The organism is Kribbella sp. NPDC050241, from assembly GCF_044459685.1.
Classification (GTDB): Bacteria; Actinomycetota; Actinomycetes; order Propionibacteriales; family Kribbellaceae; genus Kribbella.
In genome coordinates this window covers 170,448-186,924 of sequence record NZ_JBITJE010000003.1, presented here as the reverse complement: position 1 = coordinate 186,924, position 16,477 = coordinate 170,448, and the positions used below count along the sequence as shown (strand labels likewise).

At 68.3% G+C, this 16,477-nt stretch carries 20 protein-coding genes; 6 read left to right on the top strand and 14 right to left on the bottom strand.

All coding sequences use genetic code 11. The features are described from left to right. Window positions 1-36 precede the first annotated feature (36 nt). Entirely contained in the window at window positions 37-1,308 is a 1,272-nt protein-coding gene (locus ACIBG5_RS15460) for a toxic anion resistance protein (RefSeq protein WP_396392195.1), read from the bottom strand. 147 nt (window positions 1,309-1,455) lie between these two features. Continuing rightward, window positions 1,456-2,247 (bottom strand): thymidylate synthase, encoded by a 792-nt coding sequence (locus ACIBG5_RS15455; RefSeq protein WP_396392194.1) that lies wholly within the window; start codon window positions 2,245-2,247, stop codon window positions 1,456-1,458. 62 nt (window positions 2,248-2,309) lie between these two features. Between ACIBG5_RS15455 and ACIBG5_RS15450 the strand changes: the two genes are divergently transcribed. Further along, window positions 2,310-2,948 (top strand): peptidyl-tRNA hydrolase, encoded by a 639-nt coding sequence (locus ACIBG5_RS15450; protein ID WP_396392193.1) that lies wholly within the window; start codon window positions 2,310-2,312, stop codon window positions 2,946-2,948. Here ACIBG5_RS15450 and ACIBG5_RS15445 read toward each other — a convergent pair. From ACIBG5_RS15445 to ACIBG5_RS15430, 4 genes are read right to left on the bottom strand one after another with little or no spacing between them, the layout of a single operon-like run. Continuing rightward, window positions 2,927-3,517 (bottom strand): dihydrofolate reductase family protein, encoded by a 591-nt coding sequence (locus tag ACIBG5_RS15445; RefSeq protein ID WP_396392192.1) that lies wholly within the window; start codon window positions 3,515-3,517, stop codon window positions 2,927-2,929. The genes ACIBG5_RS15450 and ACIBG5_RS15445 overlap by 22 nt on opposite strands. A 2-nt stretch (window positions 3,518-3,519) precedes the next feature. Next, window positions 3,520-4,125 (bottom strand): dihydrofolate reductase family protein, encoded by a 606-nt coding sequence (locus tag ACIBG5_RS15440; protein ID WP_396392191.1) that lies wholly within the window; start codon window positions 4,123-4,125, stop codon window positions 3,520-3,522. Window positions 4,126-4,128: 3 nt separating this feature from the next. Beyond that, window positions 4,129-4,596, bottom strand: coding sequence for an SRPBCC family protein (locus ACIBG5_RS15435; protein ID WP_396392190.1), 468 nt, complete (start codon window positions 4,594-4,596; stop codon window positions 4,129-4,131). Window positions 4,597-4,644: 48 nt separating this feature from the next. After that, window positions 4,645-4,983 carry a metalloregulator ArsR/SmtB family transcription factor gene (locus tag ACIBG5_RS15430; RefSeq protein ID WP_360444897.1) on the bottom strand — a complete coding sequence of 113 codons (339 nt, stop codon included), beginning with the start codon at window positions 4,981-4,983 and terminating at the stop codon, window positions 4,645-4,647. Between the two features lie 124 nt (window positions 4,984-5,107). Between ACIBG5_RS15430 and ACIBG5_RS15425 the strand changes: the two genes are divergently transcribed. Together ACIBG5_RS15425 and ACIBG5_RS15420 are read left to right on the top strand one after the other, a co-directional pair. Continuing rightward, window positions 5,108-5,332, top strand: a complete 225-nt coding sequence (locus ACIBG5_RS15425) for a hypothetical protein (protein ID WP_360444900.1) — start codon at window positions 5,108-5,110, stop codon at window positions 5,330-5,332. Next, window positions 5,332-5,820, top strand: a complete 489-nt coding sequence (locus tag ACIBG5_RS15420) for a Clp protease N-terminal domain-containing protein (protein ID WP_396392189.1) — start codon at window positions 5,332-5,334, stop codon at window positions 5,818-5,820. The genes ACIBG5_RS15425 and ACIBG5_RS15420 overlap by 1 nt, the downstream gene beginning before the upstream one ends. Window positions 5,821-5,855: 35 nt before the next feature. On the opposite strand, the gene ACIBG5_RS15415 is transcribed toward ACIBG5_RS15420, so the two are convergent. From ACIBG5_RS15415 to ACIBG5_RS15390, 6 genes are all read right to left on the bottom strand, one after another. Continuing rightward, complete coding sequence (locus ACIBG5_RS15415; RefSeq protein WP_396392188.1) at window positions 5,856-7,379, bottom strand: multicopper oxidase domain-containing protein; 1,524 nt, start codon at window positions 7,377-7,379, stop codon at window positions 5,856-5,858. Beyond that, the gene (locus ACIBG5_RS15410) at window positions 7,376-7,801 is read right to left on the bottom strand and encodes a hypothetical protein (RefSeq protein ID WP_396392187.1); all 426 of its coding nucleotides are present in this window, start codon (window positions 7,799-7,801) and stop codon (window positions 7,376-7,378) included. The genes ACIBG5_RS15415 and ACIBG5_RS15410 overlap by 4 nt, the downstream gene beginning before the upstream one ends. After that, on the bottom strand, window positions 7,798-8,193 hold the full coding sequence (locus ACIBG5_RS15405) for a hypothetical protein (RefSeq protein WP_396392186.1): 396 nt from the start codon (window positions 8,191-8,193) through the stop codon (window positions 7,798-7,800). The genes ACIBG5_RS15410 and ACIBG5_RS15405 overlap by 4 nt, the downstream gene beginning before the upstream one ends. Before the next feature lie 169 nt (window positions 8,194-8,362). Beyond that, window positions 8,363-8,707 (bottom strand): hypothetical protein, encoded by a 345-nt coding sequence (locus tag ACIBG5_RS15400; RefSeq protein ID WP_360444915.1) that lies wholly within the window; start codon window positions 8,705-8,707, stop codon window positions 8,363-8,365. A gap of 174 nt (window positions 8,708-8,881) precedes the next feature. After that, complete coding sequence (locus ACIBG5_RS15395; RefSeq protein ID WP_396392185.1) at window positions 8,882-9,097, bottom strand: hypothetical protein; 216 nt, start codon at window positions 9,095-9,097, stop codon at window positions 8,882-8,884. 115 nt (window positions 9,098-9,212) lie between these two features. Then, the gene (locus ACIBG5_RS15390) at window positions 9,213-10,250 is read right to left on the bottom strand and encodes a LacI family DNA-binding transcriptional regulator (RefSeq protein ID WP_396392184.1); all 1,038 of its coding nucleotides are present in this window, start codon (window positions 10,248-10,250) and stop codon (window positions 9,213-9,215) included. Window positions 10,251-10,443: 193 nt separating this feature from the next. On the opposite strand from ACIBG5_RS15390, the gene ACIBG5_RS15385 reads away from it, so the two are divergent. Beyond that, complete coding sequence (locus ACIBG5_RS15385) at window positions 10,444-11,190, top strand: copper homeostasis protein CutC (protein ID WP_396392183.1); 747 nt, start codon at window positions 10,444-10,446, stop codon at window positions 11,188-11,190. Continuing rightward, a complete protein-coding gene (locus ACIBG5_RS15380) occupies window positions 11,187-11,444 on the top strand; it encodes a DUF4031 domain-containing protein (protein ID WP_396392182.1) in 258 nt (85 codons plus the stop codon). Before ACIBG5_RS15385 ends, ACIBG5_RS15380 begins: the two co-directional genes overlap by 4 nt. Window positions 11,445-11,507: 63 nt before the next feature. Here the strand turns inward: ACIBG5_RS15380 and tuf are convergent, their stop codons facing one another. Together tuf and ACIBG5_RS15370 are read right to left on the bottom strand one after the other, a co-directional pair. Beyond that, a complete protein-coding gene (gene tuf / locus ACIBG5_RS15375) occupies window positions 11,508-12,695 on the bottom strand; it encodes an elongation factor Tu (RefSeq protein ID WP_396392181.1) in 1,188 nt (395 codons plus the stop codon). A 310-nt stretch (window positions 12,696-13,005) separates the two neighbouring features. Then, complete coding sequence (locus ACIBG5_RS15370; protein WP_396392180.1) at window positions 13,006-15,387, bottom strand: hypothetical protein; 2,382 nt, start codon at window positions 15,385-15,387, stop codon at window positions 13,006-13,008. Between the two features lie 178 nt (window positions 15,388-15,565). Here ACIBG5_RS15370 and ACIBG5_RS15365 point away from each other — a divergent pair, with 178 nt between their 5' ends. Continuing rightward, complete coding sequence (locus tag ACIBG5_RS15365) at window positions 15,566-16,432, top strand: Gfo/Idh/MocA family protein (RefSeq protein WP_396392179.1); 867 nt, start codon at window positions 15,566-15,568, stop codon at window positions 16,430-16,432. The last annotated feature ends 45 nt before the right edge of the window (window positions 16,433-16,477 follow it).

Sequence of the window (16,477 nt, the reverse complement as noted above, 5' to 3'; positions counted from 1 at the left end):
GTCCCCTCGCTAGCTGTCGTCCCCGGCGGCCGCGACTCAGCGGCCGAGGTCGAGATCGAGGCTGCCGTGAACGACCCGCTGGTCCTGCTGGGCGACCCGCTCCAGGTAGCTCCTGGACTTGGTCACCTCGGTCTCCAGCGTGCCGATGGTGGCGGCCATGTTGTCCAGCGCCTCCACCTTGAACGTGTCGATCGCGTCCATGGTCGCGTAGATGTTCGCGAACGCGGCCTGCAGCTGTGGCAGCCCGATCGTCGCCGACGCGGCCTGCTGCTGGATCGCGACCGAGTTGTCCTTCATCATCTGCGAAGTGCGCTCGATCATGTTGCTGGTGGTCGTGTTCAGCGCACTGATCTGGTCCAGCACCAGCTTCTGGTTGCTCAGGGCCTGCGCCACGATGACCGCCGTACGCAGCGCCGAGACGGTGGTGGTCGACGCGCGGTCGACACCCTTGATCAGCTCGATGTTGTTCTTGATCACGATGTCGATGGCCAGGTAGTTCTGGATCGACACGGCCAGCTGGGTGAGCAGGTCCTGGTGCTTCTGCCGGACGTAGAACAGCACGTCCTCGCGGAACGCCTTCGCCTTGTCTGGGTTGGTCGCATCCAGCTCGGCGATGGCCGCGGACAGCCTCGCGTCCAGCCGCTCGGCGACGTACACGTACTGGTTCAGCCGGGTCATCGCGTCCCAGAGTTGCTGCTTCTCCAGGTTCAGCGCGGCGTTGTCCTTGCCGAGCTCGTCCTGGCCGTTGCGCAGCGCGTGCAGGATGCCCTCGAGGTGGCTCTGCGCGCTCTGGTACTTGCGGAAGTAGTTCTCGATCTTGTCGCCGAACGGAATCATCCCGAGCAGCTTCTTCGGCCCGGTCGCGTCCTTCGGGTCCAGGTCCTCGACCGTACGGCGCAGTTCGAGCAGCGTCTTGCCGACGGTCGAACCCTCGGACAGGCCGCCCTCCTGCAGCGCCCGCACCGGCGACTTGAGCAGCCGGTTCGAGCTGTCGGCGGCGGCGCGAATGTCGACATCGCCCATGCTGCGGACGTCACTGGCCTTGGCCGCGAACTCCGGCGAGCGCGGCTCGGCCGACATCAGCGCGGTCAGGAAGGTGTCCACCTTCGCATCGAGGCCGGGCAGGGCGGCAGCGTCAACGGCCGGCGCCAGGCTCGGTGCGGCCGTCGCGGCAACCGGCTGTGACGGCGGCGGCGCGGTCAGTATCAGCCCCGGCGCGGTCGCGGTCGGCGGCTGCAGCGGCGACATCGCCGGCTGTGCGGCGGCCGCGGCTGCCGGCGTACCTGGTGTGTTGTCGGCTTCGGTCATCGTCGTTCCCCTCCGGTGGCCTCCGCGCGGCGTCCCCGTCACCCGCGCGCACTGTCACCTCCGTGACGCGCACACAATCTACGCGGTTCCAGGCCCAAGTGACGGTCCCGTTGCGTAGTCGTTGTCGCTGACGGCTCAACGACCTGGTCAGACGGCGATCGGGGCCTTGATGCCGGGGTGCGGGTCGTAGCCGGTCAGCTCGATATCGGCGATCTCGTAGGAGTCGATCGAGTCGCGTGGCGTCAGCTTCAAGGTCGGCAGCGCGCGGGGCTCCCGGGTCAGCTGCAGGCGGGCCTGGTCCAGGTGGTTCAGGTACAGGTGTGCGTCACCGAGCGTGTGGACGAAGTCGCCGACCTCGAGCCCGGTCTGCTGGGCCACCATGTGGGTCAGCAGCGCGTACGACGCGATGTTGAACGGCACCCCGAGGAAGATGTCGGCGGAGCGTTGGTAGAGCTGGCAGGACAGCCGGCCGTCGGCGACGTAGAACTGGAACATGGTGTGACAGGGCGGCAACGCCATGCTGTCCACGTCCGCGACATTCCACGCGTTCACGATGTGCCGGCGGGAGTCCGGGTTCTTCTTGATCGCCTCGATCACGCCGGCGATCTGGTCGACGTGCCGGCCGTCCGGCGTCGGCCAGGACCGCCACTGGTAGCCGTACACCGGTCCCAGCTCGCCGTCGGCGTCGGCCCATTCGTCCCAGATCGAGATGTTGTTCTCGTGCAGCCACTTGACGTTGGTCGAGCCACTGAGGAACCAGATCAGCTCGCCGATCACCGACCGCAGATGCAGCTTCTTCGTCGTCACCGCCGGGAATCCGGCGCGGAGGTCGTAGCGCGACTGGTAGCCGAACACGCTCAGCGTGCCGGTCCCGGTCCGGTCGCCCTTCTGCACCCCGTTGTCCAGCACGTGCCGTAGAAGATCCAGGTACTGCTGCATGCCGCCAACCTACCCTGATCGACCGGCAAGAAGTTTGAAAGACTCACAGCGTGGAGCATGTGATGACGCTGGTGGTTCGAGTGGAGAAGAACGCTCGGCCGGCGCAGACCGACGCGCTGGAGACGGCGGCGCGCGCGGTCCTGGCGATCTTGGCTGACGACCGCTCGACCGGTGAGGGGGAGTGGGCCGAGGCGATGACCGCCTGGCAGGACGATCGGATCCGGAAGATCGTCAAACGGTGCCGTGGTGTCGAGTGGCGCCGGGCCGAATCCGTTCCCGGCATCACCGTGACCGGTGTGACCGCGGAAGTCCGTGTCTTCCCGCCGACCCCGCTGGACGCCGTACCGTCGGAGCTTGCCAACCTGCAGGTGAGTGGCACCGACTTCGAGGACCCCGAGGACCCAACGGCGCCCGAGCCCGGCGTACCCGTCCTGTGGATCAATCCGGAACTGGAGATGTCCAGCGGCAAGGCGATGGCGCAGTGCGGTCATGGTGCGCAGCTCGCCTGGTGGGCGCTGTCGACGGTGGGGCGGAAGGCCTGGGCTGCTGCGGACTTCGCGCTGGCGGTGCGCACTGCGAGCGCTGCGCAGTGGGAGAGCTTGCTGGCCAGTGGACTACCGGTGGTCCAGGACGCGGGCTTCACTGAAGTGGAGCCCGGGTCCCGGACCGTCATCGCGGATCATCCCTTGCTCACGCGGTAGTGCAGGTGGGTGACGCGGTCGCCCTGGACCACGCGCGGATCGTCGAGCATGACCTGCGGGCCGATGTAGTCGCCGAAGAACTTGCGGCCGGTGCCGAACAGCACCGGGACGAGGCTGTAGGCGATCTCGTCGACCAGTCCGGCCGTGATCGCCTGGCCGGTGAGGTTGCCGGCGGTCACGCTGACGTCGCGGTCACCGGCGTGTTCCTTGGCCTGCGCGATCGCGTTCTCGATCCCGTTGACGAAGGTGAACGGCGCGTCCGGGAAGGGCCAGTCGGTCGGCGGCTCGTGGGTGACCACGAAGACGTGGTCGCCGACCGCCGGTACGCCGTTCCAGCCGTTCGTGATGTCGAACAGGCGTCGCCCGATCACGCACGACGCGATGTTCGGCCAGGTCGACTTCATGTAGTCCGCGCTGGCCTGGCTGACGTGGAACGGCCGCCCCGGGTCGGTGCCGTAGATCTCGACCGGACCGTTGTTGTACCAGTCGAACAACGGCCCGACGCCGTCCTCGGTGTCCGCGACGAACCCGTCCAGTGACACCACGGCGGAGGCAATGACGTTGCCCATGGCTACTTTCCCTTCAGGACTCGGTAGGTGAGGTGCTGTGCGGCCGGCGTGGACACCGCTTCGACCAGCTCGACCTCGACGGCCTGAGTCGGCTCGGCCGGGAACAACCTGGTCCCGCCGCCCAGCACGACAGATGCCACGTGCAACCGCAGTACGTCGGCCAGCCCGGCGGCGAGGACCTCGTAACAGACCTGCCCGCCGCCCATCACGAAGACATCCTTGTCCCCGGCAACTTCCTTGGCCTGTGCGACGGCTTCCTCCGGACTACCGACGAAGCGGAACCGGTCACCCAGCCGGGTCTTGGCCGGCGCGGAGTGGGTGACGACGAAGACCGGCGGATTGACCTCGCCCGTGGGCTTCGCGCCGTACCCCATCTCGTCGCTCCAGCCCTTCGGAGCGTCGATGACGTCGAACAGGTTCCGGCCCTGGATGACCGCACCGGTGGCCTCGAACGCGGCGTCCAGTACGGCGTTGTCCTCGGCGTTGCCCTGGAAGACCCAGTGGTGCAGGGCCTCGCCGCCGTCGCCGAGCCCGTTGTCGATGCCGACATTGGGCCCGGTGACGTAGCCGTCCAGGGACACCGAGATGTCGATGACGACCTGGCTCATCGGTCAGGCCTCCTTCGCGAGCAGTTCGGCCAGCCGGTCCATCGAGTCGCGGATGCCGTGCTCCATGCCGTACTCGATCGACTGGTCGCGGGCCTCGACCGAAGGGAACACCGACTGCTGGTGCAGCCGCACGCCGGTCTCGGTCGGCTCCAAGGTCATCTTCTCGAGGCAGACCTCGCCGGGAGCGCCTTCCCACTCGAAGGTCTGGATGACCAGCTTGTCCTGCTCGACGGTGTGGAAGACACCGCGGAAGGCGTACTCACCGGAGTCGTCGCGGTGGATGTAGCGGTAGCTGCCGCCGGGGCGTACGTCGTACTTCTCGACGGTCATCTCGAGGTTGCGCGGGCCCATCCACTGGGCGACCAGGTCCGGGTCGGTGCTGATCTTGAACAGCTGCGCCGGCGTGGCGTCGAACTCGCGGGTGACCTCGACGAACGGGGTGCCTGCGGGGGTGTTGATCGTGGTGCTCATCTTTCCTGCTCCTTTGCGGTTCGCTCTCATCACTTCTCTTTGCTTTCCTCACTGCTCCTGCTCTCGCACTGTCTGGAGCAAGGCGTCCATCCGGCGGAAGCGACGTTCGGTCTCCAACCGGTACTCGTCGATCCAGCTCGTCAGTGCTTCGAGGGCGGCCGGCACCAGGTGGCAGGGACGGCGCTGACCGTCCCGGGTCCGGGTGATCAGCCCGGCGGTCTCCAGCACCTGGATGTGGCGCGACACCGCCTGCTTGGTGATCGGGAACGGTTCGGCCAGTTCGTTCACGGTGGCCGGACCGCGGGACAGTCGCGCGATCATCGCTCGCCGGACCGGGTCACCGAGGGCGGTGAACGCCCGGTCGAGTTGCTCGTCGTCAACTGACATCTTTATCAACCGTTCCTTTGATCAACTGATGTGTTGAATATAGGGACGATCGGCGCCGGGCGTCAAGGGCCAGGTTTTAGCAACTTTGGTTGACAGATCGAAGGTGTCAACCTAAGTTGCTTATATGACCGAGTTGGTGGATCCCGAGGACCCCGCGGCAGGTCTTGCCGCGGTGGTCGCGTTGCGCCGGCTGGCCGACCGGCTCGAGGACAGCCAGGTGGAGCAGGCGATGCGGGCCGGCTGGAGCTGGTCCGACGTGGCCGAGGTGCTGGGGGTCACCCGGCAGGCCGTGCACAAGAAACACGCCCGGCGGCTGGTCGCCGCGGGCGTCGCCCTGAGGAGGCGTTGATGGCGTCGGATGCGAAAGACGTGCGCGCGCTGCTGGTGCGCGAAGCCCGCACGGTGGCGCGGCGGGACGGTTCCCGGTCGATCGAGGCCGAGCATGTGCTGCTCGCGCTGGCCGCGACCCGGACCACGTCCGCGGCCCGGATGCTGGCCGAGGCCGGTCTGACCGAGGAGACGATCCGGGCCGCCCTGGACCGCGAGTGGGAGCAGAGCCTGGCCGTCGCCGGGATCGCGGTCCGGATCGGTTTGTTGCCCGAGGCAACGCCAGATGAGAGTCGCAACCCGCACATCGGCGACTCCACCCGGCTGCTGCTCAAGCGCGCCATGGACGCACCCCCGAAGCTGGCCGGCCGGCTCGGCCCTCTGCGCATCCTGGTCGGCATCCTCGACACCGAACGCGGCCGGGTCGCCCGTGCGCTCCAGGCCGCCGGCGTCGACCGCGCCTCCCTCCGCACCCGCGCCGCCGAAGCCCTCGCCGCAGGCGACCACTAAGTGCCCGCAGCTGACCAACGTCCCGGCCGAGGCAGCTAGATCGTCTCGAAGGCGGCCATCATCGCCATGTCCTCGTGCTCGAGGTTGTGGCAGTGGATCAGGTACTTGCCCTTGTGGGCGGTGAACTTGACCAGTACGTCGACCACCTCGGCGGGCCGGATGTCGACGGTGTCCTTCCAGCCGCCGTCGTACTCGCCGGGGTCGCTGCCGCCACGCCGCAGTACCTGGAACGGCGCGAGGTGGACGTGGACCGGGTGGTGAACGTCGGTGACGAACGACCACACCTCGTACTGGTCGAGCTTCACCTGCGCCTGCATCACCTTCGGGTCGAACGCCTTGCCGTTGATCGTCCACCCCTTGTGCCCGCCCGCGTCACCGCGCCGGAACCGCCACAGCCGCTTGGTCAGGCCGGCCGGTTCGGGGACAGCGGCGTACGAGGAGAGCTTGTCCGGGAGGCGGCTCTCGTCGGCGGCCTTGCGGGCGACCTTGAACCGCATCACGTTCGTACTGCCGTCGAGTTTGTTCACCAGCGTGACGTCGTCGCCCGGCTGGTACTGCGAGAAGTCCACGATCACGTCGAAGCGTTCCGCGGGCGCGATCACCAGCGTCTTGTGTTCGACCGGCTTGTCCAGCAGTCCACCGTCGCTGCCGATCTGTACGAACTTCGCCGGTCCGTTGTCGAAGGCGAGCTCGTAGCGACGGGCGTTGCTCGCGTTGAGAAAGCGCAGCCGGTAGCGGACCGCGTCCACCTCGTGCACCGGCCACGGCGCACCGTTCACCAGCGTCACGTCGCCGATGACACCTTCCATGTACTGCGATTCGACGCCGACGCCGTCCTTGGCCACGGGGTAGAGGAACGCGCCGTTGTCGTCGAACGCGCGGTCCGCGATCACCAGCGAGATCTCGCGATCGCCTCTGGGTAAGGGCAAACGGTCCTCTTCGTCGTCGCGCACGATGTGCAGTCCGAACAGGCCGCGGTACACCTGTGGAGCGGTGTAGTCCATCGTGTGGTCGTGGTACCAGAGCATGGCGGCGCGTTGCGTGTTCGGGTACGTGTACGTCCGGCTGCCCATCTTCATGTCACCACCAGTCATGGTGTGGTGCCCGGCGTGTTCCCCTTGGCCTCCGGTCGGCATCAGGAGATCGAGGGGCCAGCCGTCGCTCGCGGCCGGGGTGTGACCGCCATGCAGGTGGACGACGGTCGACACGTCGAGTTCGTTGACCTGCTCGATCACAGTGGTCCGGCCGCTCCGCACGTCGAACGTCGGCCCGGGCAGGAGGCCGTCGTACCCCATCACCTCGGTCTTGAGACCGGGCAGGATCTCGACGCTCGCCTTCTTCTGTACGACGCGGTAGTAGTCGGCGCGGGCGTCGCTGCGGACCGGCTTCTTCACCGGCGGGATCGGGAGCGGGACCTGGAACGGCTCGGGGAGCGGTGCCTTGCTGCGGAGGAGTTCGCCCGCTTGCCCAGGGCTTGCCTCGAGGCCGCAGCTGGTCAGCGTCAGGGCAGCACCGGTGCCGCCGGCAACGGCCAGGAAACCACGGCGGGACAGCTTCACTTCTTGGCCTCCTGGCGACTCAGGCGTGCGGTGGGGCGGAACGACCAGACGGCCATCCAGACGATGCTGATGACGATGGCGGTGCCGAGTGGGACGTGGAGGGAGAAGTTCTGCTGGTAGCCGAAGATGGCCTGCGCGAACTCGGCGAAGAACAGCAGGACCGTGAACCAGGTCGGCCAGAGCCGCCCGCCGCCGGGGCGCCAGTAGAGGACCGCGACGACGATCTGGATCATCGCCACCATCCAGATGGTCCCGCCGATCGCGGCGTGCGTGGTGATCGCATCGACGTCGCCGGACAGGAAGTAGCCGGCGAAGATCGGCTGGGCGATCGCGAGTGCCGCGTGCAGGACGAGTGTGATCCGGAGGGTCCACAGAGTCGCGCCGGGACGCCGTACCGGCTTCTCGGTGACGAGCGTGGTCACGCGTTGACCTCCGTCTGCTCGGTGCGGCGGCGGGCCGGGGTTCGCTGCCGGTTGATCCAGACGGCGAACGCGACCGTGCCGGCCACCAGGGCGACGCCAAGTGGGATGTGGACGGCCAGTTGGCGGCTGTAGCCCATCGCGATCTGGAGCACCTCACCGGCCAGGATCAGCAGGGCCACCACGGGCGCGATCCCACGGCCGCCGGTGCGCCACCAGGCCGTTGCTATGAGCAACTGGAGGAGTCCGAGGCCGGCGAGGGAGAGACCGATCGGCTCATGCATTCGTAACGCGGGACCTTCGCCGTTGAGGTAGGCGCCGGCCAGGACGGGCTGCAGGCAGATCGCGACGGCCTGCAGGCCGGCGACCAGCCGGAGAGGGACAAGAGCCTTCATGTCGACAGACAATAGTAGTCTGTCTACATGTAGTGCAATCAGGTATATCCCTGGGGTGCCGCTCTGGGTGTGATCAGGTGAAGTCATGGACCTCACCGTCAAACCTCAAGGATTCTTGAGGTCAAGGGGAATATGACCGGTCAGCGTGCCTTCGCTGGACGGATCGGGGTCAGGTGAGGTGGCCGAGGGGCGCGACCGAGATGCCGGCGCGCTCGCAGACCCAGTGCGGGTCGGGGCCGAGCTCGGGCTCGATCCGGAGCTCGTGATCGTGCAGGTCGTCGCACGCCGTACAACGCGGCCAGCGCACACCGGAGTCGACCAGGCGGTCCTGCACGTCCTGCGCGACCAGGCCGGCGATGTGCTCGGCGCCGTCCGGCCACTGGTCCAGCCACCACTGGCGGCCGGCCACGGCGTCCTCGAGCACCGACACCATCACCGCGTCGTCGAACCCCCGCACGGCCAGGTCATGCAGGACCATGGCACGGGCGGTCAGCAACACCCCTGGCTCACTCATCGCCCTACAGAGTGCCAGACCGCACCGACAAAACCCCACGCCCGGTGCCGGGCGTGGGGTTTCGTGATGGCGGACCTGCAGCACTCACCAACCCGGCTGTCCGGGCTGTGCAAGGCCCGCGATGAGCGTGAACCGCCCGCGGCGTGCCTGCTTGGTGAGTGCTGCAGGTCCGGGTCAGCCAGTGGTCGGGCAAGTCGGGGTTGGGTCGAGGCGCTCCGCGAGACCGAGCTGGCGCTGGGCGGCGGACCGAAGTACTGCGCTGAGCCGGACCGTGATGCGGTGGCGTGCGACCGGCTCGTCGTACGGCTGCTGGGGAGCGTTCGGGAGTGCTGACTGCGCCAGGGCGCGGGCGTTCTCGACTGCGGTGTTGCCGGCGACGAAGTACGTCATGGTTCTGCTCCCTTCCTGAGAGCGTGTTGGGTCGGCCGGCGGCCGGGCGGCCGTCGGAAATCGTGCGGTATCGGCCCGGGAACCCTCGTGGGTCCTGGGTGGTGATGTGTGGTTGTCAGGCCTTCGGGGCTGGTCCGCTACTGGCGCGGACGATCAGCTCTGTCGGCATCAGGAGCTGTCGCTCGGTGACCGCCGGGTCCAGCAGGATCCTGCCGACCGCACGGCCTTTCTCCCTGATCGGTTGGTGGACCGTGGTCAGTCCAGCCGCTTCGGCCGCCGGGATGTCGTCGAATCCGGCCAGCGTCAGGTCCCGGCCCGGGATCAGTCCGCGTACCCTCATCGCCTCCAGTGCGCCGAGCGCCTGAACGTCACTCAGTCCGACGATCGCGGTCGGCCGGTCCTGTGAGTCGAGCACCCATTCGGCGCCCGTGCGGCCGGAACTGAACGCGTTGTGACCGCCGGACACGATCCGCAGCCTGGCATCGGGCATCGCCTTCTGCAGGCCTTGGATCCGCAGCTCGCAGTCTGTGTAGCCGACCTCGTCCACGCTGAGCTCGACCGGATTGCCGCCGGCCGCCTCGGCGTTGTCGACCAGCACGACCACGTCGCGGTGGCCGAGCCGGGCCAGGTGCTCGCCCAGCTGGGCGGCCGCTTCCACCTCGTCGATGGCGACCCAGGACAGATCCGGGTGGTCGCCTCGGTCGGTGGACACGGCTGGGATGCCGCGGTTCGCGAGGATGTCCAGCGCCGGGTGGCCGCCGGGCACGCAGAAGATCGCCGCCGCGTCGATGGCCGCCTGCTGCACTGCGTTGCTGCCGCCGGCGATGTCGGTCGAGCTGAGCGGCATCAGCAGCAGGCTGGTGCTGAACTCCTCGGCGACCTCGGCCAGACCGGCCAGGAAGCCGACCGCGTACGGGTCCGAGAACGCGTAGGCGAGCTTGTCGGTGAACAGCACCCCGACTGCCCCCGCCTTGCCGCTGCGCAGAGCCCGTGCAGACGCGTCGGGTCCGGAGTACCCCAGCTCCCGGGCGGTGTCCAGGATCCGCTCACGCAGGGCGACGGACAGCTGATCCGGCTTGTTGTAAGCGTTGGACACAGTCGACGGTGATACGCCGACGGCCTTGGCCACCGTCTTGAGCGTGACTCCCGCCATCTCTCCGCCTCCTGGTCGTGGACTGCCTGGTGACAGTCTTCTGTATCGTTCTTCTAGATCGTTCTAGAAAAACGATACAGAAGGCTCCGCGAGAGTGCAACACCCTTTTCTCGCGCTGCCGACCTCCTGTCCTTGGCGCTCGTTGCCTGTGTCCATCCCGGCCTGTCGTCCCGGGTGCGGGATGATGGCGGGCATGGGTTCGTTGCTGGAGGTGATCGCGCTGCATCCGGCGGATGCGGAGGCGGCGCAGGAGGGCGGGGCGGACCGGCTGGAACTGTGCGCGTCGATGGAGGCCGATGGCTTGTCCCCGTCGGTGTCCACGGTCAGCGCGATCCGGCGGTCGACCGATCTCCCGCTGCGGGTGATGCTGCGGCTGTCCGACTCCTTCGTCACCAACGGCGCCGAACTCAATCGTCTGACCGCGTCGGCGCAGTCCTACCTGGCGGCCGGTGCCGACGGATTCGTGCTGGGCTTCCTGACCCCGGACAACCAGGTGGACGTCGAGTCTGTGGCGGCGTTGGCGAGCACCTTCGCCAGTACGCCGTGGACCTTCCATCGCGCGATTGACGCCGTACTGGAGCAAGCTCAGGCGTGGCGCGCATTGCGATCGCTGCCCGGTTTGGACTGCGTACTCACGGCCGGATCGTCTCTTGGTGTTACGCACGGCCTCGACGACCTGTGCAAGCTCGCCAAAGAAGACCCCGCGATCGCCGGCGTCATGATGGCCGGCGGCTCACTCCGTCCGGAGCACGTCCCGTGGCTCCACCAGTCCGGCGTACGGCGCTTCCACGTCGGCTCCTCGGTCCGGCAGGACGGCTCTTGGACCAAGGCCTACGTCAACCCCGGCTTCGTCCGATCCTGGCGCAACCTGTTGGACGCCCAAGACGCCCGCGGCCACCAGAACGATCGTGATCTTGACGCCGTGGATCCGCGCGAATGATCCTCATCGACCCACCGGCCTGGCCGGCCTGGAACCGCATCTGGTCCCATCTCGTCAGCGACGAGTCCTACGAAGAACTCCACGCCTTCGCCAAAGCCGCCGGCATCCCCGCGAGAGGCTTCGACCGAGACCACTACGACGTCCCCAGCGACCAATACGAAGCTCTCATCGCCGCCGGCGCAGTACCAGTCTCCAGCCGAGAACTGGTCCGCCGCCTAACCACAGCAGGCCTCCGCCACCGCAAACGCCCCTGACCCAAACAGTCCAGCACAAGCAGCAGAGCGGCCCCCAACCGTTGTGCGGTTGGGGGCCGTTGGTCAGTCGAGTAGTTCGGTTACGGTGCCGGCGGCTACGGTGTGGCCGCCTTCTCGGACTGCGAAGCCCAGGCCGGTGTTCATGGCGATGGGCTTCTCCAGTTCTACGGTCAGGTCGATGGTGTCGCCTGGCATGACGAGGGTGATTTCGCCCAGGTCGATGCCGCCGGAGACGTCGGTGGTGCGGAAGTAGAACTGCGGGCGGTAGTCCGCTCCGAAGGGGCTGTGGCGGCCGCCTTCAGCTGTGGACAGGGCGTGCAGGGTTGCCCGGAACTTCCGGTGCGGGTGCACTGTGCCCGGCAGCGCTACGACCTGGCCGCGACGGACCTCGTCGCGCTTGATGCCACGCAGCAGCACGGCCGCGTTGTCGCCCGCGTCCGCGGACTCCAGCGACTTGCCGAACGTCTCGAGACCGATCGCCGTACTGGTGACTGTCGGACCGAGACCGACCACCTCGACCGGGTCGCCGAGCTTCAGCGAACCGCGCTCGACCGCACCGGTGACCACAGTGCCGCGGCCGCTGATGGTGAGGACGTTCTCGATCGGCATCAGGAACGGCTCGCCCAGCTCACGGTCCGGCACCGGGACGTAGGTGTCCACCGCGTCCAGCAGCTCACCGATCGCGGCGGTCCAGCGCGGGTCGCCCTCCAGCGCCCGCAGTCCGGAGACACGCACGACCGGTACGTCGTCGCCCGGGAAGCCGTACTCCGACAGGAGTTCACGGACCTCCAGCTCGACCAGGTCGAGCAGCTCGGGGTCATCGACGGTGTCCGCCTTGTTCAGCGCGACCACCAGGTACGGCACACCCACCCGGCGCGCGAGCAGCACGTGCTCACGCGTCTGCGGCATGGCGCCGTCCTGCGCGGAGACGACCAGGATCGCGGCGTCCACCTGGGCGGCACCGGTGATCATGTTCTTCACGTAGTCGGCGTGCCCGGGCATGTCGACGTGCGCGTAGTGCCGGGTCGCGGTCTCGTACTCGACGTGCGAGATGTTGATCGTGACCCCGCGCGCGACCTCCTCCGGCGCCCGGTCGATGCCGTCGAACGCGACGAACCGGTTGACGGCCGGGTCGCGCTCGGCGAGCACCTTGGTGATCGCGGCGGTCAGAGTGGTCTTGCCGTGGTCGACGTGACCCATCGTTCCGATGTTGAGGTGCGGCTTGGTCCGCACGAACTGGCTCTTGGCCATGAGTTTTCCTTTGCTGGTCAGAAGATTCGAAGAGCCAGGACCCTCCGGCAGGCCTCCCGCAGCTGTCACCGCACGGGAGGGGGCCGGTGAGCGGTCCACCCTCCTCCGCGGGTCCTGCTCAGCAGGAGGAGGGTCGCCCTCGCTCGTCGGCAACGCAGTGCGTGCCGGTAAAGGCTGCTGAATCGACTGACGCAGCCCACGTGGGAGCGCCCGTCAGGCCGGTGCCTGACAGGTCGTACTCGAGAACCACGCGGAACATGCGCATCACGGTAAACAGGAACGCTGCCTCGGGCAACAGAATTCCCGGGGTCTAGTTCAGGGCGAAGAGGCGGGTGCCGTCGGAGAAGGCGGGGCGGGCACCGGCTACGGTGACGGCCGGTTTGTTGCAGGTGACCTCTTCGGAGGCTGCGACCGAGGTGGCGGTGGGGCCGGCGAGGATCGGGCGGGGCTGGACGCCGGTGGTGCCGATCAGGACGGGGGAGCAGCTGCCGTTCGGTTGCGGCATCAGTGTGACGACACGCCCGTCCGGCAGCAGTCCGAAGCCGTCAAGCGGGTACTCCGGCTGCTGCAGTCTCGGTGGGACCTGCAGGAGGTGGTGCCACTGCGGTGTGCCGTCCGCTGGGCTCACCGCGGACACGTCGTACGTCTGAGGCTGGCCGGGGTCGGTCGCGTTCCGGCAGGTGATCAGCACCAGCGATGCATGGGTGGCGGCGAGCTGTGCGTCGCACGAGGCCGGCCCGAGTCGAGGCCGCGGCGTACCCGGCACTGGGGTCGTCCAGATGACGCGGCCCTCGCCGACGTCGACGGACCACTGGAAGAGCGTGCCGCCCGCAGCGCCGGTCCAGATCAGTCCGGAGACCTCTCGTGTGTCCGGTACGGCGACCAGGTCGCCGACCCAGGCGGCCGGGTCCAGCTCGGCACTCAGGTCGAACCGCAGACCCAGGTCGACCTCCCACCGCTGGTCGCCGTCCTTCAGGTCCAGTCCGCGTACGACGGCACCGTTCCCACCGCACGCGTCCACGACCACGGCCAGGTCGCCGATGAGCTCGCCCTGCGTCACCTTGCACTGCAGTTGCGTGCGCCAGTGCGTCGGACTGCTCACGCCGTGGGCCACCACGTAGTTCCCCTCCGCCACCAGCAACTGGTTCGCGTCGACCGCGAGAGCCACGCCGTCCGTGTGGACCTCGGTCAGCACCTCTCCGCTGACCGCGTCGAGTACGGCGTACGTCGGCAGGTCGATGCCCGCCGGTGCACGGTTGCCGGCGTACGGGAGATGCGCGGCGATGGTCCGCCCGTCGCCGGAGATCAGGAGCCCCTTGGAACCGCTGGAGGCGGCGTCGTTGACGTCGGCCCGCGAGTACCGCCATCGGATCTGGCCAGTGGTGGCGTCGGACATGACCACGCCGTCCGGTCGCAGTTCGGCGATGCCACCCGCAGTACCGGCGATGGCACCGGCTGCGGGGACCTCACGGCTCCAGGCGAGGGTTCCGTCGAGCTGCACCGGCATCTGGTCGGGCTTGGTCGTAGTCGTCGTGCTGACCGTGTTGGCGGTCTCCAGCCGGGCCTGCACGAACGGCTCGCCGGCCGACACCACGATCCAGGCCAGCATCGCGCCACACACCACGGTCGCACCGATGCCGAGCAGTCGCGGTGGAGCTTGTGAGTACGGCGGCGCACGCCGCAGACGTCTCGCCAAGGCCAGCAGTGCACCGGCGACCACCAGCGCGGCGGACGCGAGCATCAGGTACGGCCAGCGCTCCGACATCGCCGCGCCGGGCTGTGCGGCGGGCCAACGCCACCAGCAGATGCCGACGGCGATCAGCCCGACCACTCCGAAGACCAGAGCCGGGACGGTGACGAGACGCTGCTGCGTCCGCCGGAACCACGCACACGACAGTCCGGCGGCGAGCGCCGTACCCGCGATCGGTGTCCAGACCGGGAAGCCGGCCGCGTCGTCCGGACCGGCCGGCCACTTGGCGGCCGCGCCCAGGCCACGGCCGAGCAGGACCGAGGCGGCGACGATGACTCCGAGGGCAGCACCGAAGTACACGATCGGGATCAACCCGCCGATCGGCCGGGCCGCCTTAGGGCCCAACGACTCGACCTCCCGATGGAGGTTCTCCCGGGCAGTCTGCTCCCAGTCGGTGTGGCCGCGGTCGGTCGCGTACAGCCGGGTCTCGGCCAGGCTCTGCAGGAACGACATCCGGCCGCGCGCGAAGTCCCGCTCGCCGATGTGCCCGTACTCCTGCCGGATACCCGCGGCGTACTCGTCGTACCGCTGCGGCGACATGCTCAGGATGCGCAGGTCGGCGTCGCACAGGACTGCGCCGTTCGCGTCGCCCGGCTCGCAGTCGTGCTTGGCGGTCAGCCGGATCAGCCGGCCGACCTCCTCGACCCGCTCGGCGTGGACGCCGTAGGCGGCCAGTTCGAGCTCGGCCAGCTGGGCCGAGACCTCCTCGTTCTCGCCGGGGTCGGCCTGCGGGTCGTAGATCGCATCATGGAACCAGGCCGCGAGCCGGACCGTGTCCGAGTCGTCCGCGGCGCCGGCCAGGAGGTCGACGGTCTGCAGCACCTCGGTCAGGTGCCTCTGGTCGTGATAATGACGGTGTTGCTCTGCGTAACGAGCCAGCAGATCGTCGCCCAACGGCTGCGCGTGCGGCAGCAGGCGATTCCACTGGTCGCGCAGGTCCATGGCTAAGGAGTCTCGCACCCGGTGGAGGCCTCAGCCGACCGATCCGGGGTTCCCGGATAGGGTCGTGGCCAAAGCGATATCGGCTCGTCACCTGACCGCTTCGATGGGTGCGTCGGGCATCGAATCCCATCGATGAAATTGCGGTGCAGGTCACATTTTCCGGCTCGGGAGGAACACCATGCGGTTCGGTCTCGTCGGCACCGGTCCCTGGGCTCGTCTGGCGCACGGACCAGGGCTGCGAGCCGCCTCCGGGGCCGAGCTGGCCGGCGTCTGGGGCCGGAACGCGGCGAAAACCGCCGAGTTCGCGGCCGAGTTGGAGGTTCCGGCGTACGGCGACTACGCGGAGTTACTGGAGACAGTGGATGCGGTCGCGTTCGCCGTACCGCCGAAGGTGCAGGCGTCGATGGCGCTCGAGGCCGCTGCTGTCGGCAAGCATCTGCTGCTGGACAAGCCTGTGGCAGACTCCCTCGACGACGCCCGCGCGCTGGCTGACGAGGCGACCGACGAGGGGATCGCGACTCTGGTGTTCTTCACCGGCCGGTTCGATCCGATCATGCGGCAGTTCTTCGCGGAAGTGCAGGCGCAGGAGGGCTGGAAGGGCGGCTGGGCCCGCATGCTGGCCGCGATGGACCCGAATGCCGAGTCGCCCTGGCGGCGTGAGGAGCGTGGAGCGCTCTGGGACGTCGGGCCGCACGCACTGTCCAACCTGTCCGCGATGCTCGGACCGATCGTTGAGCTGAGCGCTGTCGGCGGCGCGGGTGGGCTGGTCCACTTGGTCGCCACCCACGAATCCGCTGCGACGAGCACCGCCAGCCTGACGCTGTCCGCGCCGCCGTCCGGCTCCAGCTTCGAGACAGGCGTCTGGGGAGAGGCCGGTACGAGGCTGATGCCGGAGAGGTACACGCCGCCGCTCGAGGTGTACCAGGTGGCTGTCGAGGAGCTGGTCCAAGCGGCGGAATCAGGGGAGTCGCACCCGGTCGATGTCGCCTTCGGGGTCCGGGTGGTCGAGTTGCTGGCGTCCGCGGAAGCCCAACTCGCCCGCTAGCGCTGACCGCCGGGGCGACGCTTCTGCTTGCCTGAGATTGAACAA